The following is a 26610-nucleotide window of genomic DNA, read 5'->3' as shown; positions in this document are numbered from 1 at the left end:
TATACTCAGAAGGATTTCCCTGACTCGTGCCGTAACCTTGATAATCAGGTAGTGCCCGGAAGGAAAGGATAGAGTAAGCTACTATTAGAGAGAAGTGTTTACCATTAGTGATAAGCTGTCAAACATCTAAACTGCATTAACCGAGTTACCTTTATTTTTTATTTTTCGGTTCCATTTCATAATTAGTTCTCCTTCATTTAACAGTTTATTTAATAGTGATTCTAGTTTTTCAATGGATTCAAATAATCTATTAGCAACATATTCCTTTGCCGAATGCCATACTAATTCAACTAAATTATAGTCAGGGCTATACTTGGGCAAAAATTCTATGATCAAATTCGGCATCTCCGTCGCTATTTTCTCCAAAATCTCTGCTTTTTTATGAAAACTAGCGTTGTCTAAAATGATTACAAATTTACAGCCTTTATCTTTAAAGTCTTCCGCTAAATTTCCTTGCAATATCCACTCTGCTCTTAAATCCCCATAAAAATTCTTCAGCACTGCATAAAAATTAGCGGAATTTCCAGATGTCATAAAATCTACCCATCTTTTCTTGTCTGAATATCTCACTCCGCCCATGACATTAATACGACCCTTTCGTCGGTCTCCTCTTTTATTACTTCGAGTCCCTTTTTTACACCAATTTTTCCTTCTAATTACTCTCAAACTAAATCCACTCTCATCCCAAAACCATACCTGTAGAAGAGCTGGAGCTTCTTTTGCGATTCTTAGATACTCAGCTAATTTATCTTTAAATAAACCCCTCTCTACGGTATCTTGCTTAGACTCTAAGCTATATTTAGCCCAGAGGTAAACATACTTTTTTGATTTTAAAATCCTCCTTACTTGGGTACTACTCAGTTCAATTCCTGTCTTTTTTTCTAGATATATGGCAAGTCTAGCTGTTGTCCATCTCCCGAATTCATAGCCATATTTTTCAGGTTCTATGTCAATTGTCTCTAGAAGTAAATTAATGTATTCTTCTGTAGCTTTTCGGTAGTTACCCTTCATCCTATCATCTTTAAAACTGTCTAAATTCTCAGGATCACCATGAATGCTCCAATAAGCAACTTTTCTGAGAGAACATCCAATGAGTTCAGCAGTTTGAGCCTGTGTATTTCCGTTATTTAGTAACAAAAAAATTAAGGCTCTTTGCCGAATATCTGGATGCTCATGCTCTTTTAATGCTTGTTGTAGAGTTTCTTTTGTCTCGGAACTGAGAAAGTTTTTAGTAGGCATTGACTTTTTCTAAATATCATCATATTATATCATACAATATGCGTTTTAGAGGCTAAACAGCTTATGACAGTAGAAATTCCCCATTGTCCTAATTGTGGCGAGCGAAGCAGTCAGTCGTAACGGTAAAACTCGGCATCACAAACTTTCATTACAAATGTCGAGAATGTGGTCGTCAATTTGTTTTGAATCCGACATGGAAAGCTATTACTAAAGAACAAGAAGAGTTAATGTCACGGATGCTACTTGAACGTATTTCCCAGGCCGGGATTGCTCGGGTATTACAAGTGTCAGAAGATACTGTACAGCGCTACGTAAATGCCACTTCTGTTGTTGTTAAGAAGCAAGTGGAGGTGAGTGCCAAGCCAAAAAAGCGCTTGAGTGTTCAGATGGATGAGCTATGGTCGGAGAGTCGATAATAAAGGAAATCAGCAGTGGGTATGGCTGGCATTGGATGTCCAGACTAGGGAAATTGTTGGTGTACACATTGGAGATCGTAGCGCAGTATCAGAAGAGTGCTTTATGGAATTCAATGCCGCCAGTTTACCGTCAATGTGCAGTAATTTATACCGACCATTGGAGTGCTTATGATTCTGTATTGCCCAGCAAACGTCATCGCGCCGTGTAGACTCTCGATAGTGGTTGTACTAGCTATATCGAGCGCTTCAACTGTACTATTCGACAACGAGTATCAAGCGTTGGTAAGAAAGAGCTTAGCCTTCTCTAAAAAATTAGAAAATCATCTTGCTGCAATGGGGGCGTTTTGTACATCATTATAATGATAATTTACAACTCCAGATGCCTACTTTTATTTGAATTCGGTTGATTTTTGGATCCTTTCCTTCAGGGCACTACCGATAATCATAGGCAAAGACAGCAAACCCGCTATCTCGAATCTCTCTGAGTAGCCACAAAATCCCGTCCAAGTCTTCCGCATTTCCGTGACTGTAAAGTATGGTATATTTAGCTGGCGGGTTAGGAAAATAAACAGTAGAAATTTTCACGCCATTAGCTGAGCCAACTTTGATAACTTCCCTGCTATCAATCTGACTAGATGGGGGAGATTGAAAAATGAGCCGTTCTGAAAAAAAGAAACCGTAAAAACACAGAAATGCGTAAATAAAAATTATAGATCGCAGAAGTCGTTTGACAGACAATTCTCCCAAAAGCAAGCGTTTAATATTTTTTTTGTTCCAGTTAGCCATCACTAAATGCCCATAGTTCACTAAGATTTACTTGATACTTTGTTTATTGCGAGAAAAGACATGACACTAACATACCCCGATGACTTGAAATACCTAGACACCCACGAATACATCCGACTCGAAGGCGAAATAGCCACGATCGGCATTACTACCTATGCAGTTAACCAACTCGGCGATATCGTGTTTATAGATTTGGTAGAAGTCGGTGCCACGGTGGAAAAGGGCGAACCTTTCGGTACAGTCGAGTCAGTGAAAGCCGTTGAAACCTTAAACTCACCAGTTACCGGTACCGTCGTAGAACGCAATGATGAGATTGTAGAGTCTCCCGAAGATCTGGCCGACGACCCCTATGGCCCTGGGTGGCTGCTGAAAGTGCGCGTTGACAACGCCAGCGACGCAGATGACGCTTTATCGGCCCAGGCGTATCGCCAAATGGTGGAAGGGGAGTAGTTTTGAGTTGGGAATTTTGAGTGGGAATTGAGGCATAGGGCTCGTTGATTCCTCCACAATCCGCCAGGGGTTTCAACCCCTGGCTAATAGCACAAGTCGTCTTTAGACGACTGAAATACTAAGCAGTTACGCGGGGAGTTGGGATAAGTACAGCTTAATCTACAGTCGGCGACCGACGACTTGAGCTTTGAGACAGGGGTTGAAACCCCTGTCGGACTTTGATAGACGCAGAAAATCTTTCTTCTTCCTTAGCAAAATGTTACAAACAAAGAAGAAAAGTCAATTCAGGAGAATCAGCCTTGGTACTCTACAGCCCTCAACTTGAACCCAACCAGCAGCAAAACCTTTCCCCCATCGGTGGTTTTGCGGGCCGGCACATTGGTCCGAAACCGAGCGAAATCCAGCAAATGCTCGATGTTTTGGGCATTTCCAGCCTCGATGACTTGATTGACAAAACGGTTCCAGCGGCGATTCGCATTTCTCAACCGCTACAACTTCCCGCAGCGCAAAGCGAGTACAGCGCTTTGGCAGAATTGAAAGAAATTGCTGCCAAAAATCAGGTATTTCGATCGTACATCGGCACGGGATATCACGACTGCATAACTCCCCCCGTCATTCAGCGGAATATCCTAGAAAATCCCGGCTGGTATACAGCTTACACTCCCTACCAAGCTGAAATTGCTCAAGGGCGATTGGAAGCTTTACTGAACTTCCAAACCATGATAATTGACCTCACGGGTTTGGAAATTGCCAACGCTTCCTTGCTAGATGAAGGGACTGCGGCGGCGGAAGCGATGGCGGTGAGTTACGGCGCCAGCAAAAATAAGGCAAAAGCGTTTTTTGTTTCCCAAGATTGCCACCCTCAAACTGTGGAAGTGGTGCAAACTCGCGCTAAGCCGCTGGGAATTGAGGTAATTGTCGGCGACCATCAAAGCTTTGAGTTCGATCGTACAATCTTCGGCGCTCTCCTGCAATACCCCGCCACAGACGGCGCAATTTACGACTATACGGATTTTATTCGATCGGCACACGAAGTCGGCGCATTAGTCACAGTAGCCGCCGACATTTTGAGCCTTTGCTTGCTCACACCCCCCGGCGAATTCGGCGCGGATATAGCCGTAGGAAGCACTCAGCGCTTCGGAGTGCCGATGGGATTCGGAGGGCCTCATGCAGCCTATTTCGCCACGCGAGAAGAGTTTAAACGGCAAGTTCCGGGGAGAATAGTTGGCGTTTCTAAAGATGCCAACGGCAAATCTGCTTTACGTTTGGCCTTGCAAACTCGCGAACAGCACATCCGCCGCGAAAAAGCTACTAGCAATATTTGTACTGCTCAAGTTTTGCTGGCAGTGATGGCGAGTATGTATGCTGTTTATCACGGCCCTTCTGGACTGCAAGACATTGCTGAGAAAGTACGGACTTTAACTGCACTTTTGGCATCGGGTTTAAGAAGTTTCGGCTACAAAATTGGTTCTCAACCTTTCTTCGATACTTTGCGGGTAGAATTGGGAGACAAGCCACTTTCAGAACTTATAGAAGCTACTCAAGTTCGCCAAATTAATCTCCGAGTTTTTGATGATTCGACAGTGGGAATCACTTTAGATGAAACTGTCACCGTTGAAGATGTGCAAGAATTGTGGAAAATTTTTGCACAGGATAAAGATTATATCAGGGCTGACGGGCAGAATGCTCTCAACATTCCGCTGGATGCAGACGCATTGAATTCATATTTGACGTTACCAGATTTTTGCGATCGCACCAGCAGCTATCTCGGCCATCCAGTGTTCAACAGCTACCATTCAGAAACTGAACTTTTGCGCTATTTGCACCGTTTAGAAGCCAAAGATTTATCGCTAAATACATCGATGATTCCCTTGGGTTCTTGCACAATGAAATTGAATGCAACAGCAGAGATGATGCCGGTGACTTGGGCGGAATTTGGCAAGATACATCCCTTTGCACCCCGCGATCAAACTCGCGGCTATCAAAAGATGTTCGTGCAACTAGAACAGTGGCTGGCAGAAATCACAGGTTTTGCGGGAATTTCTTTGCAGCCAAACGCCGGTTCCCAAGGCGAATACGCGGGCTTATTAGTTATTCGCCAATACCACGAACACCGAGGAGAGTCTCACCGAAATATCTGTTTGATTCCCCAGTCAGCCCACGGTACAAATCCGGCTAGCGCAGTGATGGCGGGGATGAAAGTAGTTGCTGTCGAGTGCGATTCCCAGGGCAATATTGATGTCGCCGATTTACATAAAAAAGCCGAGAAACACAAAAATGAACTGGCGGCATTGATGGTAACATATCCATCTACGCACGGCGTTTTTGAGGAAGAAATTAAAGAGATTTGCGATATTGTCCACAACTGCGGCGGACAAGTTTATATGGACGGCGCAAATATGAATGCTCAAGTTGGTTTGTGCCGCCCCGGCGATTTTGGTGCTGATGTTTGTCACTTAAATCTGCACAAAACTTTTTGTATTCCCCACGGTGGCGGCGGGCCGGGAATGGGGCCGATTGGGGTAATGTCTCATTTGGTAGAATTTTTGCCCAGTCATTCTATTCTGAACAGTCAACAGTCAACAGTCAACAGTCAACAGTCAACAGTTAACAGTCAACAGTCAACAGTTGGTGCTGTTTCCGCAGCGCCTTGGGGAAGTGCTAGCATTTTGACTATTTCTTGGATGTACATTCGGATGATGGGAGGAGTGGGTTTAACTGAGGCGACAAAAGTAGCAATTCTTAATGCTAATTACATGGCAAAACGCTTAGAATCTTACTATCCGGTTTTGTACAAAGGGAAAGCTGGTTTGGTGGCGCACGAGTGTATTCTAGATTTGCGATCGCTCAAAAAATCTGCGACTATTGAAGTCGAAGATATCGCTAAACGGTTGATGGATTACGGCTATCACGCGCCGACGGTTTCTTGGCCGGTTGCTGGTACGGTAATGGTGGAACCGACGGAAAGCGAATCAAAGCAGGAATTAGACCGTTTTTGCGATGCGATGATTGCGATTCGAGGCGAAATTGCGGAGATAGAAAAAGGTAATGTTGACGCGCAAAATAATGTCTTGAAAAATGCGCCGCACACCGCAGAATCTCTGATGGTTGATGAGTGGAATCGTCCTTATACTCGCGCGCAAGCGGCTTATCCGGCACCTTGGACTCGCGAATATAAGTTTTGGCCGGCGGTGGGTCGCATAGATAATGCGTTTGGCGATCGCAATTTTGTTTGTTCTTGTTTGCCAATGGAGGCTTACAGTCAAGGTTAAATCGCTCTCTCCGGACTCGCAATGCGCACTTGACCCCTAGATAAAGTGTAGGTGCGCATTGCGCACCTTATATCAAATCCGCCCTTCATCGTCCTGTATTTATCTCTCTCTTCTCTTCCTCTGCGTTCTCTGCGTACTCTGCGGTTTAATCATTCCAATGCAACCGGAATTGATATTACCCTACATAAACGCGCTGAAAAAGACTTAATAAAAAACTACCAAAACTCCCAGTAAAATAAAAAATGAATGCAACAGGCGTTGCTGAGTTACGGTATGAAAGGCTAAATATGCAGGTCAGAGAAACCAGTATCCACAAAGCTTCGGGATTTTCAACTGAATTTTTTTCATACCCAGATTAAGCAACACCACTCACCGCGATGTTCATTCAAAACCGACAAGTTACGATAAATTGCGCGATCGCACTTATCAATATGCGTCAATAATAAAAGCTACCGATCCCACTGCTAATTTACTCTGCCCGTCGGATTTTGGCTGGCCTGTCTATGTGGATTCTCTCCTAAAAGGCGATTCCCTTCGGGATAGCTTCGCTTCACGCACTTGATCCAATTTCCTACACAGCATCAGGATCTACGCCCAACTCCCGTAACCTCGCCGCCAATCTTTCAGCGCGTTGTTCGACTGTTTGTAGTTGCTGCAATTGAGCTTGTTCGGCCTTAATTAACCCTTCCACCAATGGCGGATCTAAAATTTCATTGACTGATAATCTCAGATTGGGAAATACTACAGATTCCATTTCATCACCAGGCAAGTAATTTACCTCTGTATAAATGTCATCACCTTCGAGAAATGCCATAACTCGCACCCGTTGCCTGGTTTGTGCTGGGTCAACAATCACATATTCAGGTACGTTAGCTTGTTCATACTCTCCTCGTTTAGTTATATAGTCTGCCCGCCGATCTTGGCTAACTACTTCTATTACTAATAACGGCGTTTCATCAAAGTCAAGTATTCCCGATCCACGTCTAGCAAGAGCTTGTTGCCACAAACTTTCTGTGCAAACAACTACATCGGGAATGCGAGATGTCGCCTCTTCGGTTCTCACTCCTACAGAAGTTTTTACGACTAAATCGAGATTGTGTTCAGCTAGGTAACGCTGCAATTTGTAAACCCAAAATTCGCAGATGCTTGTATGTAATGCGCTAGCCGTTGCTATCGGTATTAATTTGCCTTTGTACAATTCATATTTTACATCGTCATTGCTTTGATAAACTCTGTACTCTTCAAAAGTTAATGTCGGCGAAGTATCGAGCTGTTTTTCTTCGACTGCTGGCACAACAGATTGAGACATATATTTTGGCCTATCTCGATAGTTTTATATTATACTCAATTTTGATTTTAACACTCAAGGCATTGATTACGAAAAGATCGATCGCCCTGATTGAATCTCCAATAAGCACAGGCCGCAAGAGTTTTAATATTTTTCAAAATACAAATTCAATATTTGGTTCAGTTCACCATTTCGGCGATCGGCTCAACAAGGCTGTAGCTGCCTCGCTGTCGAGAGGTTTAGAGAAAAAGTACCCCTGACCGTACTCGCAGCCGATCGCCCGCATTTGAGCCAACTGGACGGCGGTTTCGACACCTTCTGCCACTACCTCCATCCCCAAACTGCGGGCCAGCATGACGATCGCCCGCACGATTTCCAAATTTTCGCCCTTTTCCCCGATACGGCTGACAAAAGAGCGATCGACCTTCAAAATATTAATCGGGAACCTGTGCAAATAACTCAGAGACGAATAACCAGTCCCGAAATCATCAATGCACAGCTCAATCCCCAACTCTCTCAACTGCGAAAGCATCCCCGCCGCCACTTCCCCATCTTCCATCACCACACTCTCAGTAATCTCCAACTTCAAACAGCGAGCGTCAACACCCGTTTCCAACAAAACTTGCTTAATTTGCTCGATCGAGTCCGGTTCCGAAAACTGCCTCCCGGAAAGATTTACTGCTACTGTCAATCGCGAATTTCCCACAGGTAAATTCAAACTCTGCCACTTGATAATTTGGCGGCAGCTTTCGTTCAAAACCCACAAACCCAAAGGCGTAATTAACCCTGTTTCCTCCGCCATCGCAATAAATTCCATCGGGGAAACTAAACCTCGTTCCGGGTGCAGCCAGCGGACTAACGCCTCAAATCCGATAACTGAGCCACTTTTCAAACAAACGATCGGCTGATAATAAACAGTAAAAGGGCATTCCAATTTAAAAGGAGCAAATTGCGATTTCGGACGCTCCAACTTCCGATCGATTGCGCTCATAGGCGAGTTTTCCTCCGCCGCCCCACATCCGAAATCCAGTATTGAATGTTTCAAATTGAGCTCTTCAACCGATTCCCGCAAATCGTGTTCCAAGTTCATCAAAGCCACAGCCCGAGTGTGCATCGAACTGGTAAACACTTCGTAGCGAGCTTTACCCAAAGCTTTGGCGCGGTACATCGCAATATCAGCATCGCGCAAAATATCTCCTGCCCACTGATATTTGTTGGTACTCAAAGCAATGCCGATGCTAGCAGTAGTTAAAACTTTATTACCTTCCAAATAAAGCGGTCGTTCGATCGCCTTGAGAATTTCCTTCGCTTGGGCTATCGCCTCATCAACACCCTGAATTTCCTCCAGCAAAATCACAAACTCATCTCCCCCCACACGTGCCGCCGTATCGCCAGGCCGCAAACAAGTCAAGAGACGGCGAGCCACAGCCACCAACAGCCGATCGCCCGTGCGGTGTCCTTGGCTGTCATTAATCACCTTAAACCTGTCCAAATCCAGAAACAGCACCGCCAACTTATAGCTTGGATGCCGTTGCGCGCGCGCAAAAGCTTGCCCCAACCTGTCAGTCAACAAACCCCGGTTCGGCAACCCCGTCAGCGCATCGTGCAAAGCATCGTGCAACAGTTGTTCTTCAGCCAGCTTGCGCTCAGTCACGTCGTGACAGTTGACCACAATTCCCCGCACCGAAGGTTCGTCGAGCAAATTCGTCGCCACCGCTTCCAACACGCACCAGGAACCGTCCTTGTGCTGCACTCGGTATTCCGCCATTCCCAGGCTAACTCTCGGCCTTTGCATGACACCTTTGAACACTTGATCCACTATCAGCAATTCGTCAGGGTGAATCAAGTCAAATACAGATCGGCCGAGCACTTCCGCCGTCGGGTAGCCCAAAATCCGCTCTAGGGAAGGAGAGACATAGCGGCAAAAGCCTTTCTCGTCGAGAATCACAATAATGTCTCTAGCATTTTCAATCAACGATCGAAAGCGCTTCTCGCTTTGCCGCAGCTCTTGTTCCGTGCGCTTTCGGTCGGTAATATCGGTATTCATGTAAATCAGACCGACAATTTTTCCTGTGGGGTCTTTAATAGCATCGGCCCGCAGCAGCACTTGCAACATTTCCCCGCTTTTAGTGCGGTTGGTAATTTCACCAGACCAAGAATAACCCTGGGCGATCGTGTCGAGTACCTCGCTTGCGACTGCGGGGTCAGCAAAAACTGCCGGTATACCTCCGGCTAGCTTAAATTCCTCTGCGGTATCCCATTCAAATAGCTGAGAAAACGCTTGATTTTGATAGATGTGAGTGCCGTTTGCATCGCTGATGCCGATCGCGTCGCTCGAACTTTCCACCGCCTTGCGAGTCAGCACCAGAGCTTCTTCTGTCCGCTTGCGCTCGGTAATGTCTATCCCTACCAGACAAGCTGCTTTGCCGCGATCGTACTTTTGAGCAACAATCAAATAGTATCCCGCGGACTCTCCGCCGTCCGTTTTGACCTTAACGCTGAGTTCTTTAACCGCTTCCGTAGCGTCGCCAGCAAAAAACTCCACCACAAAAGAGTTAAAATCCGAGCTAGCGCCCAGAAAACCGATATCTTGACCCACAAAAGCCGACGGTGGCAAACCGTGCAGTTTGGCTAAGTGCTGGTTAACCCCCAAATAGCGCAAATCCGAGCTAATCCAAGATACTGTTCCCGGAACTGCTTCCAAAATCGTTTGCAGTTGGTCGTTAGCTTGCTGCAATGCTTCGTGCACTTCACATATGCGTTCCGACAAGTCCGACTGAATCCCTACGAAGTGAGTCAAATTAGCGCTGTCGTCTCGCACGGGAGATAGCGACAATTTGCTCCAAAAAGGACTGCCGTCTTTGCGGTAATTTTTGATGGTTGTCTTGATTTCTAGACCTTGGCGCAAGGCATCGCGGATCTTAGCTACGGTAGTTCGATCCGTATCGGGGCCTTGCAAAAATCGGCAATTGCGCCCCAAGATTTCACTGGCGCAGTAACCTGTCATCCGTTCAAAGGCCGGATTGCAATAAATTATGGGACAATCGGGTGCATTGGCGTCAGCAATGACAATGCCGCTGCTAGTAGCTGCCAAGGCTCGATCGCTCAGCCACAGTGCTTTTGATGCAGTATGGCGATCGCCGGCACCCCCCACTTCACCTAAATTAGAAATTGACTGGTTCTCCCGATCTCCCATCAGCCGAACTTTCAAGCAAACCTTTACAATTTCCGAGTTGCTTCTTACTTTAGCGTTTTTCAGGGTTTGCGCCACGTAAATTGTATCTTGGTACTTAAGTAAGCGGGATTTAACCTTAGTTGTTAGTTGTATTTTCTACGCTTGCTGTTGGGCATTTAAAAAAGCATATCTTCACTTCAGCAGTGAAAACCCTCTCTCTATTCCTCTGCCCCTCGGACTCTCTCCCCCTCTCCCCTTCTCCCCGCGCTCCGTTAATCGAGATGCGCAGCAGCTTATTTAGCAGGAGTTGCAGCTTGAGAGCTCGGCGGCGCAATATTAATTAAGGGCAAAGTTCCGCCTCCTCCCATTACTGTCGGAAACTGACCGTTCCATTTTTCAATCGCTTGCTGCTGCAAAATTTCAGGAGTTAAAGTTTGCCGCTGCAAGCGCTGAGCTTCGGCTTGACCTTTAGCGCGGTTAATTTGGGCTTGAGCGTCTTGGGTTGCTTTTTTAACTGTAAATTCTGCCTGTTTAGCTTCTTGTTCTGCTATCTGCTTGGCTTCGATAGCTTTGCTAAATTCTGGAGAAAAGCCAAAATTTATTAACGAAACATCTCTGACGATGACGCCGTAAGGTTCCAAACGCTTTTTGAGGCTGTTGTCGATTTCTGTTTTGAGTTCCGTGCGCTTAGTGATAATTTCTTCTGCTGTTTTTTTAGAAGTTGCTGCTTTGAGAACTTCGGAAATTGCCGGACTCAGAACGCGGGTAACAATTTCTTCTTCGTCTCCTACTTGTTGGAAAACTTGATTTACTTTGGCGGGGTCAACATTCCAGTTGACTGCCAAATCTGTAGTAATACTTTGCAAATCTTTGGATGCTGCATCTGCTTTCAAATCTGTTTTTTGTACCCGCACGCTCAGAGTTTTTACAGAGGTGACGATCGGTAAAATCGGGTGGATGCCTTCATCTAAAATCGCGTTTTGAACCTTGCCGAAGCGCATCATGACGCCGCGTTCCCCTGCGCCGACGATGGCAAAAGGTCTTAAAATTAAGGCGGCTATCGTGAAGACGATGCCACCGACGATGTAGAGAGCTAGGTTGTACTGAACTCTTTGCATGGTTTTCATAGGTTAATTCAGCTATGTTGTGTTACTGGATGTTAGTTTTATATTCGCTATGATCTAAGATTATAACTTCATGCTAATGGTGCAACAACTCATAAATTCATTTATTTTTTTTCATAAAACTCATATAGTTGTGAGGGTCTGGGAACCTCTTATATCTATGAGCGGGGATGAACAATGGCACTTGTAGCTGGCTGAGATTATTGATGAATAAATGTTTCACTCATCTTGACAATGGGGATGATTTTAGATAAAGAAGTAAATAGGTAGCTCGATCGCTCTCCGACAAGCGATAAAATGGCGATCGCAAAGAGAAAGCTTTCTAGAAAGCTAAAAAATCAGCATCAAATAGGTATTTTTTGTGAATTTTGAGTAGAAAATTGGAGGTCAGCGGCGGTGAAACCTTTGCGGGTTGGTGCAAGCCGCGAAAGATAGAATTTCATTCTCCGACGTACAGACTCTATTGGTAGAATAAGCCTCGCCCCGCCTTGCTCAAACCTCCAGAGTATAAAGAAAGACTCCTTACGCAAGTTGTGAATTTATAGTGTAAAAGGATAAAAATCCGAGTTTAAAAATGGCAGAAAATAAGTTAAACTTAGATGAGAACGGTTAAATAAAGATGCCTAATGTTGCAGCGACACCCTTGGCCGCAGACAATTGAAGAGGCGATCGCCATTCAAGAACAGCTTCGGTCAGAGGTAATTACCGAAAATAAATTGGAGACAGTTCGGTACGTCGCAGGCGTAGATGTCGGCTACGACATTGCAGACGACGTATCGCGGGCCGCTGTAACAGTTCTGAGCTTTCCCGACTTGCAGTTGCAGCAGCAAGCTGTGGTTCGCAGTCCTACAACTTTTCCTTATATTCCGGGTTTCCTGTCTTTTCGAGAAGTGCCGGCAGTCCTTGAGGCTTTGGAAAATATCAGTTTGAGGCCAGACTTGATATTGTGCGACGGTCAAGGACTAGCCCATCCCCGCAGGTTCGGTCTTGCCTGCCATTTGGGGGTGTTGACAGGGATTGCGACCATCGGAGTTGCCAAAAATCGATTTATTGGAGAACATTCAGAAGTCGGGATCGACCGGGGCAGTTGGCAACCCTTGCTGCGGTCGGGAGCAACGGTAGGCGCAGCGCTGAGGACGCAAACAGGGGTAAAACCGATTTATGTTTCCATAGGCCATAAGGTAAACTTGAAAAGTGCGATCGAGTACGTCCTGCGCTGCGCCCCAAAATATCGCTTACCAGAAACAACTCGATCGGCAGACCAACTCACATCGGGATAACTGGCAAGCGCGGAAGGCATCAAAAAAAAAGTAAAAAGACAAAAAAGCATCCCTCTTGGGACTTTTAATTTTTGAGGTGTCGCCGTTAAGTCAAAAAATCCTCTGAGTCTACCCCCAATCAGCTTTAGTTTCCATCCTTCCAGCGAACTAAAGAATGACCATACCTGAGAAAGAGGTATAAAAGTTGGGGGGTTTCTACAATGATTGAAAGACAGTAACCTGCTTAAACATTGGCGGCTCTAACTATAGTGCCCGGGCGTGAACTATTTTTAGTTCACATTTGTAAATTATGAAATATTCATTCTGCGAGTTAAACCAAAAGCAGAGATTCGTCAGATGAGGTTTCATAATTTACCGTCGGATATCTCACCACTGACTGGGAGTACCCACCACAGTGGGAGGCGAAGGCGCGATCGAGCTAAAAAATCAGAAAAAAAACAAGGAGACAGTCATGGCTGAGAAAAGCAAACGCGGATTCGCTTCTATGGATGCAGAAAAACAGCGCGCAATTGCTAGCAAAGGCGGAAAAGCTGCACACGAGAAAGGAACTGCACACGAATTCACCCCTGAAGAAGCCAGAGAAGCTGGCCAGAAAGGCGGCGAAGCTGTCAGCAGAAATCGCGAACACATGGCTCAAATTGGTCGCGAAGGCGGTCGCAAAAGCCGCAAGAGCGAATAAGTATCTCCAGGCTGGCGCTGCAACGAAAGATTACACAGTTGCAGCTTGAGAGATAGCACTAGGACACTGAGCGTTTGAGGAGGTGGGGCGATCGAATTTCCCGAGATAGTTCGATCGCCATACCTCCAAAATTCCTTATTAGCGCACCAAAGCTTCGCAAATCTGAAAACCCCACAGCAATTAGTTTTTAGCAATCGCTGGCAAATCTTTAACAGCAAAATTTTAACAAAGCTGCACTGGGGTGAATAATTTTGTGGGAAAGAAAAGCTGGCAAGCGCGAGTCAGTCTCTCAAAAAAAGCCAATACGAGCACAAAAAGCCCTGACTTCGGGGCTTTTTTGTTTAGCTGCACATAATATTTTCAGAAGTTCGATCGAGTCGGCGTCAATAATTCTAATTAAGTTTTTTAGTGAGGAAGTCCGTCCTCAAAATAAATCAGCTAATATTTTTTTATATTTTTGAGCAAACTATACAATCATGACAAACCAGCTCACTTTAGCATGGACAGAAGCTGGGGTGCGTCAAACTCTGACAATTCAAAACGGACAGCCGAGCAAAAATCCGGGAACCGTGAGGCTCGGGCGCGATCCGGCGAAGTGCGATCTAGTATTTTCCCATCCCAGCGTATCGGGTCTGCAGGTTGAAATATTTTTTAATCAGGAATTGCAGGAGTATGCAGTGCGGAATTTGCGCGAAAGCAATCCGCCCCTGGTTGACGGAAAAATTCTCGCCCGAGGCGAAGCAAAATTGAGTCCGGGAAGCCGCATCCATTTAGGCCAAGTGCAAATCGAGGTGGTGAAGGTGACTGAGGTGGAGGTAGCCGCGCCGCAGACTGTTTTGCTGTCCGGGCCTCCCGCACCGGGTAACTCTGGGCCGACGGGGCCTTCAAAATATGGTTTGCAGTGTCCGAAGTGCACTCGAATTTCGCCTTACGCGCAGTTGAATGCGGGGTGTCCGTGGTGCGGTACTTCTTTGGCGGCGGCGGCGAGTGTGATGATCTCTCCGTGAATGTTTGAAAAAGGGAAAATCGGCCTATCCGCTAAACACTCTCAATTTCAAAAATCTTTGTTGCAGAAAGCTCAAAGCCGAAGGCTGATGTTTAAAAAATAATCATGAATTCTCAACCCTTGCGCCTGCGACTGACTTGGACAGATACAGCTACGGGGGATTGTCGATCCCCGATACTCGACTTACCCATCGCTTTGGGACGAATTTTTGAAGCTATGCCCGCCACACTCAACGGGGAACGAGTTTCTCGAATTGCGCTCAGCAGCAGTCAAGTTTCTCGCTTTCACGGAGTGATTGGCACCGAAGGTAACAGTATCGTACTCACTGACACGGGCAGCCGCAACGGTACTTTTGTTAACGGCGTTCGCCAAACCCGGTGCGTGCTGGCAAACGGGGATATGCTGCAAGTTGGCCCCTACGCGATCGGCATTTCTTTTGCTATTAATTCCCCAGAAACGCCCTCGGTCAATTCTCACATTTTCTTTAACCCGCAGACCAATGGGCCAGACCCACGGGGCCAGCAAATGGTGTTGCAGCTTCCTCAAACACGTAGTAGGGGAGAATTTCCGCCGATCGCATTTTTGCACGCTTCTCAAGTGAATATGCGATCGCTCCAATCTATGGGAGTCCGTGTGGCAGAAGTTGATTGGGCGGCCGTTGGCGGCGGTTTGGGCAGCTTGATGTGGGTGGATTTGCTGAGAATTTGCGGGGTGAAAACAGATCGAATTGCGGTTTTGGGCATGGAAGAGCAACCTTACGCCCGCTATCGGCGTCTGTGCCTGAATTCTCAAATTCCGCTGCGGGAACGCCTGCGATCGAATTCTGACTCTTGTCCAGACAACATTTGGGGGTGGCCTCCCTATGCTTTGCGGGAAGCTTGGCAGGAATTGCTGAAAGGGCGTTTGGGGGTGTCGTTGAAGTTGATGTGGCAGGTGTTTGCCGAACCGACTTTTGCCGAAACTTATACGCCTCGCGCGGGGAATGTGTTTGATTCTATTGACAGGGAAGTCGATCGAATTGGGTGGAATCAGATGTTTCGCTACGGTAGAGTGCGGGGAATTCGCAAAACAGATGACGGCAGGTACGCGATCGCTTATTCTCGATCGAATGCGGATCGCCGCGACCACGCTTTTTTAATCGCCAAATACGTACACTTAGCCACCGGCTATCCCGCCATTCAATTTCTGCCCGACTTGCAAGCTTACCGCGAAAAAACCCAGGATTTTGAGTCGGTTGTCAACGCTTACGAAAACCACGACGGCGTTTACGAAAAATTGGAGGCCAGGGGCGGCAGCGTGTTAATTAGAGGGCGGGGAATTGTGGCTTCCCGCGTGGTGCAGCGAATTTACGAAGCGCGACAGCGGAACCGCAACATTCAAGTATTGCATTTGATGCGATCGCCCAAACCCCAGGGCAACAAATTTAACCTCGCTCAGCGCAGCGTCGAAAATCACTACGAATTTCAACCTTTCAACTGGCCGAAAGCTTGCTGGGGCGGGGAACTCCGCGTACTTTTGGAACAAGCCGCCCCGGAATTGCGGCCGCAGTTGCTCACCGACTGGGGCGGAACTACCACAGCCCAGCGCAGCGACTGGCGGCGGATTGTCAAAGAAGGTTTAAGTCAAGGATGGTATCAAATTACCTTCGGGGAAGTCGAGCGAGTCGAGCGCGACAGTCAAAACCGGACGGTGACGTACATTCAGGAGAAGGAACTCAAGGGGCAAATTAAGTTAGAGGCTGATTTTATTATTGATGCTACGGGTTTGGACGCTAAGGTAAAAACCAGTCCCCTATTAAACGATTTGGTAGCTCAATACAATCTTCCCCTCAACGGTTTGGGGCGGCTGAGTGTTAACAATGATTTTGAAGTTCCTGAATTGCGGAATTCTTCTGCTAGCAACACAGAAGGTCGGGTTTACGCAGCCGGCGCGATTACTTTGGGGGGGCCTTACGCGCCGGTAGACAGTTTTTTGGGCTTGCAATACGCCGCCTTGCGTTCGGTTGAAAGTCTGGCCGCCAACCGAGTTCCGGGTGTGCGGAAATTGAGCGTTTGGCGATCGTTCGTGCAGTGGTTGAAGTGGATTTTTAATAAATCTCCCGGCTAACTTGAAGGAGGAAGTTCGGCAACAAGCAATGTAGAAGATTTAATTGATTTAACTGAGCTTCGCGTTCAATCTAAAATCTAAAATCTAAAATCTAAAATCGCACAACCTTCCCATTCAATCTAAAATCTAAAATCTAAAATCTAAAATCGCACAACCTTCCCATTCAATCTAAAATCTAAAATCCAAAATCTAAAATCGCATGACTCCCACCTTATTCGGCCGCTGGCAAACTCGGTTATTACTATTTGCAACCGTAGGCGTTTTAGTAAGCCTGCCCTTTTTTATGGGTTTAATTACCTCCCAATCAGGCTCAATCTTTTTCTGGATTTTAGGGTATGTAGCGATTTTTGGCATCGGCTGGGATGCTTTATATATTTCGATCCAGCAGTTTCGCTGGGATCGAGATTGGCCTGGGGCGTTTCAATTGCTCGCTGGGATTTGGGAAGCGCTTTTTGTGTTATTTTTAATCAAAATTATCGGTTTGCCCGGGATACCTGCACAAGATTTTGACTTGGGAGCTTTTGCATTGCATTATAGTTTAGTGTGGCTGGCTATTTATCTGGCATCGCAAACACTGATGCGGATTTTCTTTCCTTACTGGCGTTTCCGAGGCGGTCAATGGTTGTAATCATACCTGTAGCGGCGGGTTTTACCCACAATAATCGCCTCAAACCAATAATCTCATAAACCCGCTCCGGCCATTCTACCAATTCCCAATTCCCAATTCCCCATGCCCCATTCCCCATGCCCCATTCCCAATTCCCCATGCCCAATGCCCAATTCCCCATCCCCTGTATTTTCTCATTTTTTTCAGGTTCAGGGTTGCTCGATCTGGGTTTTGAGTCGATCGGCTTTAATGTAGCGTATGTCAATGAAATTTTTCCACCTTTCATGCAAGCATACCGCTATTCTCGGCAGTGCCTGAATTTGCCGCTACCAGAATACGGATATTGTGAAGGAGAGGAAGCAGATGTAACTCGACTTGTAGGGGGAGAACCAGCTTTTCGCCTGCGGGAATTGATGCAGGATGCCCGCAAGCATCACGATATTGTGGGATTTATCGCGGGGCCGCCTTGTCCTGACTTTTCTATTGGCGGCAAAAACCGAGGTGGGGAAGGAGATAAAGGTCAACTTTCAGCTTCATACATTGAATTAATTTGTCAGCAGCAGCCTGATTTCTTTTTATTTGAAAATGTCAAAGGTTTGTGGAAAACAAAAAAACATAAAGCTTTTTACGACGCACTCAAAAATCAGTTGGCTGATTCGGGATACGTTTTTGCCGAACGTTTAATTAATGCGATAGAATACGGTGTCCCGCAAGATAGAGAGAGAATTATTTTGATTGGATTTAGAAAAAACCTTATCAAAAATCTGGGCATTTCCCTAGAGGAAAAAAGCCAAATGTTAGCCGAAAGTTTATTTCCTTGGCCAAGTCAGATATTATATCCCAAATCAGAAATTTTTTCTCATCCTTGGCCGAATATAACTGCCTTTGCAGGTGGTAGTTTGTTGCCTTGCCCCGATGGTATTCCCAAAGAGTTAACCGTTGAGTTTTGGTTCCAAAAAAATGACGTTCTCAACCATCCCAATGCCAAACACTATTTCCAACCCAAAGCAGGCCTTAAGCGGTTTGCTTCCGTTGATGAAGGAGATGATTCAAAAAAATCTTTCAAGCGATTGCACCGGTGGCGTTATTCGCCAACAGCTTGTTACGGCAATAACGAAGTTCACTTGCACCCTTACAAACTTCGCCGACTTTCTGTTGCAGAAACGCTGGCTATTCAGTCACTGCCCAAAGATTTTGCACTACCGGCAAAGATGACGTTGACTAATATGTTTAAAACTGTTGGCAATGGGGTTCCTTATTTGGCTGCACAAGGTATTGCCAAAACAATTTTACAGTTTTTACAGACAAAATAAATAGATAAATAAGCGCAAAAGTATCTCAGAAACCCGGTTTATTGCTAGATTTGTCGTGACTAATCCCAAAACTCGTAGCAACAGGCTTTCTAGCCCTCTGTAACAGTTAATCGTTGCGCCTCACACACGCTAGAGATTGGTGAACGCCGTTGTTTAAATGAACTAATAAAAAGAAAAATTCACAAATGGTTTAGACTTGTTATATAATAGTTGGTTAAGGTTGAAAACCTATATTTTTTATTGCCTGCAATTCGCCATGACCGTTAAACCCCGCCGCTATCACATCACTACTTTCGGATGCCAGATGAATAAAGCCGACTCGGAACGGATGGCCGGCATTCTCGAAAATATGGGCTTTGAGTTCTCGGAAGACCCGAACGAAGCTAGCTTGATTCTCTACAATACTTGCACAATTCGCGACAATGCCGAACAAAGAGTTTATTCTAACCTCGGAAGGCAAGCTCATCGCAAGCGCCAAGAACCGGGTTTAACTTTAATTGTAGCTGGATGCGTGGCGCAGCAGGAAGGTGAAGCGCTGCTGCGGAGAGTGCCGGAATTAGACTTAGTAATGGGGCCGCAACACGCTAACCGACTTGAAGATTTGCTGGAACAAGTTTTTGAGGGCAATCAAGTTGTGGCGACTGAAGCTGTTGAGATTATGGAGGATATTACTAAGCCGCGCCGCGACAGCAAGGTGACTGCTTGGGTGAATGTAATTTACGGCTGCAATGAACGCTGCACTTATTGTGTTGTGCCGAATGTTCGCGGGGTTGAACAGTCGCGAATGCCAGAGGCGATTCGCGCGGAAATGGAGGATTTGGGCCGTCAAGGTTACAAGGAAGTAACTTTGTTGGGGCAAAATATTGATGCTTACGGGCGCGATTTGCCGGGGACAAAACCGGGCGGCAGCAACCAGCATACTTTGACGGATTTGCTTTATTTTTTGCAGGATGTGCCTGGTGTCGATCGCCTCAGATTTGCTACTAGCCACCCGCGCTATTTTACTGAAAGATTGATTAAGGCTTGTGCTGAATTACCGCAGGTTTGCGAACATTTTCACATTCCTTTTCAGTCGGGAGATAATGATATTTTGAAGGCGATGTCGCGCGGTTATACTCAGGAAAAATACCGCCGGATTATTGATACAATTCGCCGTTATATGCCGGATGCTTCGATTACTGCGGATGCGATTGTGGGTTTTCCTGGGGAGACAGAAGCCCAGTTTGAGAAGACTTTGAAGTTGATCGAAGACGTTGGTTTCGATTTGGTGAATACTGCGGCTTATTCCCCTCGCCCTGGGACGCCGGCGGCTTTGTGGGAAAATCAGTTGAGTGAGGAGGTGAAAGCCGATCGCCTACAACGAATCAATCATGTAGTGACAACAACGGCGATGGAACGATCGCAGCGCTATTTCGGACGCACTGAAGAGGTTTTGGTGGAAGTCCAGAATCTCAAAGATTCAACTCAGGTGATGGGACGCACTCGCGGCAATCGTTTGACATTTTTTAAGGGCGATATTGCTGAATTGGCTGGTAATATTGTGCGGGTTAAAATTACAGATATTCGCGCTTTTAGTTTGACAGGAGAAATGCTGGAATAGTTTTGAGCTTTGAGTTTTGAGTTAAATTACCCAAAATAATGTTGGCGAACTCAATACTCTCAACTGAAATTGTAGGGTGGTTAAATCGCAACTAGATTTGTGGAAATAAGTAATATCAAATCCGGTAGCATCGGCATTAATATTACTCACAGCTAGGACACGGCAGTGCCGTGTCCCTACAATTAATCCCGGTAGGGACACGGCACTGCCGTGTCCTCTATATAATTCCGGTGCAACCGGAAACAATATAATTGAATATCGGCAGCAAATAATAAATAAACCAATTTGCATTTTGCTGTAAACAACTATTCCGACAACTGAGGATGGCTGGAGTATTAAGCGTTTCTGTTGATTCCGGGAATATCGGGCTGCGCTGAAGGAAATAAACTGTTTCAAGTGAGGGCCAGAAACCGGGAATCGAATGCTGAGGGAAATGATGGGATTTTAAGCTGTTTAGGGGATGCAATTTTTGACTAACTGTGGCTGTTTGCTGTGGATTGTGGCGACGGTTTAACTGAAAATGACCGGGCGGGAATTCAGGCTTTTGACAGGCGGGAGGGGGGATTTTAACCGCAGAGAGCGCAGAGAACACAGAGGAAGAGTGGGAGGGAGGAGATAAGTAGTTTTAAGGCGGTTCGTTTCTGCGTTGGCTGCGCTAACTGCGTGTATATTTGTCAAAAAGTGCTAGGAGTATTGAAAAATGACAACGATGCGGATCGGGCTATTGTTCGGGGGGCGATCGGGCGAACACGAAGTCTCAATTAGTTCGGCGCGGGCGATCGCCCGCGCCCTCGCTGCTGACGAAAATGCCTCTAAATACGAAGTTCTGCCCTTTTACATCCAAAAAAACGGCCGCTGGCTGTCGGGAACATTACCTCAACAAGTCTTAGCCACCGGAAAACCTGTGGAAATAGAGGAACAACCCGGACAAGACGACTCTGCCGCGTCTGGACAGTTTCCTAATTTTAATACCGTAGATGTTTGGTTCCCTGTTTTGCACGGGCCAAACGGTGAAGACGGTACGGTGCAAGGGTTGCTGAAATTAATGCAAATTCCTTTTGTCGGTTCGGGGGTTTTAGGTTCGGCGCTGGGAATGGATAAAATTGCGATGAAAATGGCTTTTGCTCACGCTGGTTTGCCGCAGGTAAAATACATCGCTGTCAACCGTTCCGAAATCTGGTCTAATCCTTGCGTTTTCCCCAAGCTGTGCGACAAAATTGAATCAGCTTTGGGCTATCCTTGCTTTGTTAAACCGGCGAATTTGGGTTCGTCTGTGGGAATTTCTAAAGCTCGATCGCGCGCTGAATTAGAAGCAGCTCTCGATAGCGCCGCCAGCTACGACAGGCGGATAATTGTCGAAGCGGGTGTGGTTGCTAGAGAATTAGAATGTGCAGTTTTGGGTAACGACAATCCCAAAGCTTCAAGCGTGGGAGAAATTACTTTTCAAAGCGATTTCTACGACTACGAAACTAAATATACCCAGGGACAAGCCGATTGCTCAATACCGGCAAAAGTCAGCGGTGCGATCGTCTCGCAAATCCAAGAAATGGCAGTACAAGCTTTTTTGGCTGTAGATGCAGCCGGTTTAGCGCGAGTAGACTTTTTCTACATTGAATCAACCGGAGAAGTTTTGATTAATGAAATCAACACTTTTCCCGGCTTTACAGCTACCAGTATGTATCCGCAAATGTGGGCAGCGGACGGCATTTCTTTCCCGGAATTAGTAGACCGTTTAATTCAATTAGCTCTCGAACGGCACGGGGAAAAAGGTTGAATCGCGAGCCGCAAACTGCTTCCGTGCCAATAGCCAAAAATAAATTATTTTGCCGGTAATATATCCATGCCAGCGGAAACGATATAACATGGTTGTGGCAGGCAGTGCCTGCCCGCAGCCCTATTTCTGCTGCTGGTCAAGGAACAGGGAATTTTTAGCAGGCTGGTATAAATTAAATGCAACATAAAATGTTTAAGGGAGAACGGCGAATAGCAGCGTCAATCTCACATCTTGCATCTTAAAATTTAACTCGGTTAACTTAGATGAGACGTTTCACTCAACTGTCGCATTGGTGGACTTACGGACTGTTTTTTCCCCTAGCGGTACTCAACTGCTGGTTAGCCCTCCTAGTCTTTGAATATTTTCGCGCCCTGATTACAGTTTTGATCGTCGCTACAGTCTTCTCTTTTTTGCTAGATTATCCAGTGCGCTTTCTGCACAGATACGGCTTGAAGCGCGATCGAGCAGTTTTGTCGGTATTGTTTTTGACTTTACTGCTATTGGTGGTTTTAGGTCTGACTCTGGCTCCCATTTTGCTAAACCAAATCACTGAACTCGCCACCAGACTGCCGACTTGGATAGTTTCTGGCACAGAACAGATTGAAGCGTTTCACAAATGGGCGGAAAATCGCAATCTCCGCATTGATGTTAGCGGTTTGACGACCCAATTGAGCGATCGACTTTCATCTCAATTGCAGTCTCTCACTGGCGAAATTCTCAAATTTGGCTTGGGTGCTGCAGACAGTCTGTTGAATTCCCTCCTCACAATAGTCCTGACATTTTACTTGCTCTTGCACGGCGATCGCGTTTGGGAAGGCTTGTTTAAATGGTTTCCCTCCAAGCTGAACCTTCAATTGCGAGAGTTGCTGGCGCGAAGCTTCCACAACTACTTCGTCGGGCAAGCAACTTTGGCGGGTTTGATGGGACTGTCGATGACTGTTGCTTTTTTAATTTTGCGAGTTCCTTTCGGACTGCTGTTCGGTTTGGGTGTGGGTGTAATGACTATGATTCCCTTCGGGGCACCTTTCAGTATTTGCATTGTCAGTTTGCTGATCACATTAAACAACTTTTGGCTCGGCGTCACAGTCTTAGCTGTCGCTACAATAATTGAGCAAGTAATTGAAAGCGGAGTTGCTCCTCGCTTATTAGGCAGTTTTATCGGTCTCAATCCCGTGTGGATTTTAGTGTCGCTGCTGGTGGGGGTTAAGGTGGCTGGAGTAGCAGGTTTGTTAGTTGCTGTGCCGATGGCTGGTTTTATTAAGAATACTGTTGATACTTTGGAAATTTCGAGGAACAAGTCAAGGGAAATAGATTCGGTTAGTTCCATTAAATCTATAGATCAATAAAATTGCAAACTCGGTTTATATTTAAGATTTTAATGGAGTTTTGGCCGGCTATTGTGGCTGAGGTTTAGTTGGTACTTTAGCTTGAGGCTTTACAGGTTTTTTACTTCCTGCTTTAGGTTTAGGCTTTCCGGGTGCTTTAGCTGCTGTCCTCGATGCAGGCGGGGTCAAAAACCCCGTTTCTACGTGAACCTCGATCGCTCACAACGAAGATTTTGACTCTTAACCAGGTTTTTGTGATTTCAGGACTGTTGTAGAGTTCGGATATCAATTCAGTCAACATTTCATGCCATTGCGGAATATCCTGGCCTGCAGCCGTAGTCTTGATTATTGGAATCTGAGGCAATTCTCCAATGCAGGCTCAGTTCGATCGCACTCAAAAGCTGGAATCCACACACAATTTTCCTGCAATTGTCGGGTTTCTACCCCAGCTTGTAGGGTAAACCCTACCAGTCAAGCAGACATCACAAATGCTTGAATTAAAATTAAAGAGCCTTTACTTCTAACTTAATTACAGTAGGTGCTAAAAATGCAAAACCATAATTATAACTCTCGCTCTAACTCCCACCAAATCAATACTATGTCAACCAAAAATATGACTGCATCTCAGCGTTCTAGCCGTTTGTATTTGCCGAAAAAACTTGCTTTTTTATCCCTACTTTTGCTCGGCTCCACCGCAACTGTTGGGTGCAACGCCCTAACTTCTCAAGTTCCTGGAAGTTCTAACGCCATTCAAGCTGAACCTTCAACTACAGCGCCAATCTCAGCATTACCTGCAAATATATTGCCCTCTCAAGACTCTAATTTTGTCACTAAAGTTGTGCAGGAAGTCGGTCCCGCAGTGGTGCGGATTAATTCGTCTCGCACGGTGAGGAACCAAGTTCCAGATGAGATCCCCGAGCAATTCCGTCGCTTCTTCGGTTCGGAATCTCCGATTGAGCCGGGAAATCGGGTAGAAAGGGGTTCTGGTTCTGGTTTTGTTTTTGGTTCCGACGGTCGCATTTTGACTAACGCTCACGTTGTTGATGGCGCGGATACGGTAACGGTAAAACTGAAGGATGGCCGCGATTTTGTCGGCAAAGTTTTAGGCGTAGATACAGTTACTGATGTGGCTGTTGTTAAAATTGAAGCTACCAATTTGCCTGTGGTGAGTTTGGGCAAATCTGAAGAATTAGAGCCGGGAGAATGGGCGATCGCGATCGGCAATCCCCTCGGTTTGGACAATACTGTGACTGTGGGCATTATTAGCGCTACAGGCCGTTCTAGCGCCGATGTCGGTGTTCCCGACAAGCGCGTCAGCTTTATTCAAACCGACGCTGCGATCAATCCCGGCAATTCTGGCGGCCCGCTGCTGAACCAGCGCGGTCAAGTTATCGGCATGAATACGGCAATTATTCAAGGCGCTCAAGGATTGGGTTTTGCGATTCCGATCGATCGAGCACAACAAATTGCTCAGCAATTAGTAACAACCGGCAAAGCCGAACATCCTTATCTCGGCGTTCGGATGTTGAGCATTACTCCCGAAGTCAAGGCAGAATTCAATAAAAATCCCAACCCCAAATTGAGGCTGACTGAAGATAAAGGCGTATTGGTTCTGGGAATTGCCAAAGGTTCTCCGGCAGAACAAGCTGGAGTTCGCGTTGCCGATGTGATCGAGAAAATCAACGGTGCAGAAGTCAGCGATGCTGGCAGCGTACAGCAAATTGTCGAGAAAAGTACAGTGGGCAGCGATCTGCAGCTTGAAGTGAGCCGCAACGGACAACCTGTTACTGTGGCCGTGAAAGCGGGTGCTTTTCCAGCGGCCGAGAAGCAGCAGTAGAATTGTTGATTGAAACTTATATCTTGCACGCAGAAGCAAGAGTCCGGCAGGGGTTTAAACCCCTGCCTCAAAGTATCAGTCCTCTTGGATAGGACTGATACTAAGCTACTGTCAATAAATAGGGAGTAATTATTAGTCGGTTTTAACCGGATTGTGCTGTGAGACGGGGGTTTAAACCTCTGGCGGGATGTCGGGGGTACTCGTTATAGTAAGTTACCATAGTTTATATGGGTTATTAAGAGGTAGAACAATGGCTAACATTAATCGGAGGCGTACTGAAAATATTAACGGTAACTTTTATGTAGACAGTACCTGCATTGACTGCGATACTTGTCGGTGGATGGCACCTGAAGTATTTACTCAAGATGGAGAACAGTCTGCTGTTTACCACCAGCCAACTAACGAGATGGAAGAAGTGCGATCGCTCGCGGCTCTTTTGTCTTGTCCCACAAGTTCCATCGGCACTGTTGAAAAACCCAAAAACATCAAACAAGTTCAGCAACAGTTGCCCGCACTCGTAGCTGAAAATGTCTATCACTGCGGCTACCATTCAGAGCAATCCTACGGTGCTGCTAGCTATTTAATTGTCCGTCCAGAGGGCAATGTTTTAGTTGATTCTCCCCGTTTTGTGCCGCCGCTAGTCAAAAACATAGAAGCAATGGGTGGCATTCGCTATCTGTACTTGACTCACCGCGACGACGTAGCAGACCATCAAAAATACCGCGATCATTTTGGGTGCGATCGCATTCTCCATGCTGACGAAATTAACGCGGGTACTCGCAGTGTAGAAATTCAATTGGGGGGCAGCGAACCGCATCAAATAGCCGATGATTTGTTGATTATACCTGTTCCCGGCCATACGAAAGGTCACACAGTTTTGCTTTACAATAACAAGTTTTTGTTCAGCGGCGATCATCTTGCTTGGTCGGAAAGTTTGCAGCAGCTAGTTGGCTTTCACGAAGTCTGTTGGTATTCTTGGCCGGAACAAATCAAATCTATGCAGAATTTGGCTACTTACTCGTTTGAGTGGGTGTTGCCTGGACACGGCCGCAGGTATAATGCCGATCGAGAAACAATGAGCAAGCAAATGCGGAAATGTATTGCTTGGATGGTCGATTCTTAATAGTTTAAAACCCCTTCTATCCTCGGCAGTAGCCAATCCTACACACATAGATTCCGAGCCGAGGGCGACTAAGAATAAGAGGGGATGTTTAAGCCGGATTGGGTATTAAGCCTTTGGAATGGCAACCAAAGTGATAAGCTGATACGCAGCTAGATTGTATAATATAAATATAAAATAAGCGCTCATTAGTTAGAATGTATGCCAGCCAAA

The 26610-nt window shown here is 46.0% G+C and carries 20 protein-coding genes and 1 pseudogene; 15 read left to right on the top strand and 6 right to left on the bottom strand.

The genetic code is table 11. The annotated features are described in order from the left end of the window. Nucleotides 1-126: 126 nt before the first annotated feature. Complete coding sequence (locus QUA78_RS10150; RefSeq protein ID WP_333301651.1) at nt 127-1239, bottom strand: IS630 family transposase; 1113 nt, start codon at nt 1237-1239, stop codon at nt 127-129. Between the two features lie 63 nt (nt 1240-1302). Here QUA78_RS10150 and QUA78_RS10145 point away from each other — a divergent pair. Beyond that, nucleotides 1303-2052, top strand: a pseudogene (locus QUA78_RS10145) (IS1 family transposase). A gap of 35 nt (nt 2053-2087) precedes the next feature. Here QUA78_RS10145 and QUA78_RS10140 read toward each other — a convergent pair. Next, a complete protein-coding gene (locus tag QUA78_RS10140; protein WP_333301652.1) occupies nt 2088-2441 on the bottom strand; it encodes a hypothetical protein in 354 nt (117 codons plus the stop codon). Between the two features lie 60 nt (nt 2442-2501). Here QUA78_RS10140 and gcvH point away from each other — a divergent pair, with 60 nt between their 5' ends. The 3 genes from gcvH to QUA78_RS10125 all read left to right on the top strand — a co-directional run bounded on the left by gcvH (nt 2502) and on the right by QUA78_RS10125 (nt 6725). Then, nucleotides 2502-2891 (top strand): glycine cleavage system protein GcvH, encoded by a 390-nt coding sequence (gcvH, locus tag QUA78_RS10135; protein WP_333301653.1) that lies wholly within the window; start codon nt 2502-2504, stop codon nt 2889-2891. A 299-nt stretch (nt 2892-3190) separates the two neighbouring features. Next, nucleotides 3191-6163, top strand: coding sequence for an aminomethyl-transferring glycine dehydrogenase (gene gcvP / locus QUA78_RS10130; RefSeq protein WP_333398768.1), 2973 nt, complete (start codon nt 3191-3193; stop codon nt 6161-6163). Nucleotides 6164-6500: 337 nt separating this feature from the next. Next, a complete protein-coding gene (locus tag QUA78_RS10125; protein WP_333398776.1) occupies nt 6501-6725 on the top strand; it encodes a glycoside hydrolase family 44 protein in 225 nt (74 codons plus the stop codon). A 9-nt stretch (nt 6726-6734) separates the two neighbouring features. On the opposite strand, the gene QUA78_RS10120 is transcribed toward QUA78_RS10125, so the two are convergent. The 3 genes from QUA78_RS10120 to QUA78_RS10110 form a co-directional block, all read right to left on the bottom strand. Next, nucleotides 6735-7472: a Uma2 family endonuclease gene (locus tag QUA78_RS10120; protein WP_333306954.1), complete on the bottom strand. Its 738-nt coding sequence runs from the start codon at nt 7470-7472 to the stop codon at nt 6735-6737. Nucleotides 7473-7635: 163 nt separating this feature from the next. Continuing rightward, nucleotides 7636-10647: an EAL domain-containing protein gene (locus tag QUA78_RS10115; RefSeq protein WP_333398767.1), complete on the bottom strand. Its 3012-nt coding sequence runs from the start codon at nt 10645-10647 to the stop codon at nt 7636-7638. Nucleotides 10648-10919: 272 nt separating this feature from the next. Then, nucleotides 10920-11753, bottom strand: a complete 834-nt coding sequence (locus tag QUA78_RS10110) for a prohibitin family protein (protein WP_333398765.1) — start codon at nt 11751-11753, stop codon at nt 10920-10922. A gap of 623 nt (nt 11754-12376) precedes the next feature. On the opposite strand from QUA78_RS10110, the gene nfi reads away from it, so the two are divergent. The 7 genes from nfi (at nt 12377) to miaB (ending at nt 20341) form a co-directional block, all read left to right on the top strand. Beyond that, a complete protein-coding gene (nfi, locus tag QUA78_RS10105) occupies nt 12377-13030 on the top strand; it encodes a deoxyribonuclease V (RefSeq protein WP_333398764.1) in 654 nt (217 codons plus the stop codon). A 394-nt stretch (nt 13031-13424) separates the two neighbouring features. Continuing rightward, nucleotides 13425-13709: a KGG domain-containing protein gene (locus tag QUA78_RS10100; RefSeq protein ID WP_333398762.1), complete on the top strand. Its 285-nt coding sequence runs from the start codon at nt 13425-13427 to the stop codon at nt 13707-13709. Between the two features lie 476 nt (nt 13710-14185). Then, nucleotides 14186-14716, top strand: coding sequence for an FHA domain-containing protein (locus QUA78_RS10095; RefSeq protein WP_333398761.1), 531 nt, complete (start codon nt 14186-14188; stop codon nt 14714-14716). 104 nt (nt 14717-14820) lie between these two features. Beyond that, nucleotides 14821-16821, top strand: coding sequence for an FHA domain-containing protein (locus QUA78_RS10090; RefSeq protein ID WP_333398759.1), 2001 nt, complete (start codon nt 14821-14823; stop codon nt 16819-16821). A 199-nt stretch (nt 16822-17020) separates the two neighbouring features. Continuing rightward, entirely contained in the window at nt 17021-17449 is a 429-nt protein-coding gene (locus tag QUA78_RS10085) for a hypothetical protein (RefSeq protein WP_333398758.1), read from the top strand. Nucleotides 17450-17586: 137 nt separating this feature from the next. Continuing rightward, the gene (locus tag QUA78_RS10080) at nt 17587-18741 is read left to right on the top strand and encodes a DNA cytosine methyltransferase (RefSeq protein ID WP_333398757.1); all 1155 of its coding nucleotides are present in this window, start codon (nt 17587-17589) and stop codon (nt 18739-18741) included. Nucleotides 18742-18997: 256 nt separating this feature from the next. After that, nucleotides 18998-20341, top strand: coding sequence for a tRNA (N6-isopentenyl adenosine(37)-C2)-methylthiotransferase MiaB (gene miaB / locus QUA78_RS10075; protein WP_333398755.1), 1344 nt, complete (start codon nt 18998-19000; stop codon nt 20339-20341). Nucleotides 20342-20362: 21 nt separating this feature from the next. Here the strand turns inward: miaB and QUA78_RS10070 are convergent, their stop codons facing one another. Beyond that, nucleotides 20363-20632 (bottom strand): hypothetical protein, encoded by a 270-nt coding sequence (locus QUA78_RS10070; protein ID WP_333398753.1) that lies wholly within the window; start codon nt 20630-20632, stop codon nt 20363-20365. Nucleotides 20633-21041: 409 nt separating this feature from the next. Here QUA78_RS10070 and QUA78_RS10065 point away from each other — a divergent pair, with 409 nt between their 5' ends. From QUA78_RS10065 to QUA78_RS10050, 4 genes are all read left to right on the top strand, one after another. Beyond that, nucleotides 21042-22115: a D-alanine--D-alanine ligase family protein gene (locus QUA78_RS10065; protein WP_333398752.1), complete on the top strand. Its 1074-nt coding sequence runs from the start codon at nt 21042-21044 to the stop codon at nt 22113-22115. 263 nt (nt 22116-22378) lie between these two features. Beyond that, nucleotides 22379-23461, top strand: coding sequence for an AI-2E family transporter (locus QUA78_RS10060; protein ID WP_333398751.1), 1083 nt, complete (start codon nt 22379-22381; stop codon nt 23459-23461). A 577-nt stretch (nt 23462-24038) separates the two neighbouring features. Continuing rightward, nucleotides 24039-25277 (top strand): HhoA/HhoB/HtrA family serine endopeptidase, encoded by a 1239-nt coding sequence (locus tag QUA78_RS10055; protein WP_333398749.1) that lies wholly within the window; start codon nt 24039-24041, stop codon nt 25275-25277. A 250-nt stretch (nt 25278-25527) separates the two neighbouring features. After that, on the top strand, nt 25528-26400 hold the full coding sequence (locus tag QUA78_RS10050) for an MBL fold metallo-hydrolase (RefSeq protein WP_333398748.1): 873 nt from the start codon (nt 25528-25530) through the stop codon (nt 26398-26400). The last annotated feature ends 210 nt before the right edge of the window (nt 26401-26610 follow it).

Source organism: Microcoleus sp. K4-B3 (genome assembly GCF_036704615.1).
GTDB lineage: Bacteria > Cyanobacteriota > Cyanobacteriia > Cyanobacteriales > Microcoleaceae > Microcoleus.
Note: the sequence above shows the minus strand (reverse complement) of the source record. Positions and strands in the feature narration are given on the sequence as shown.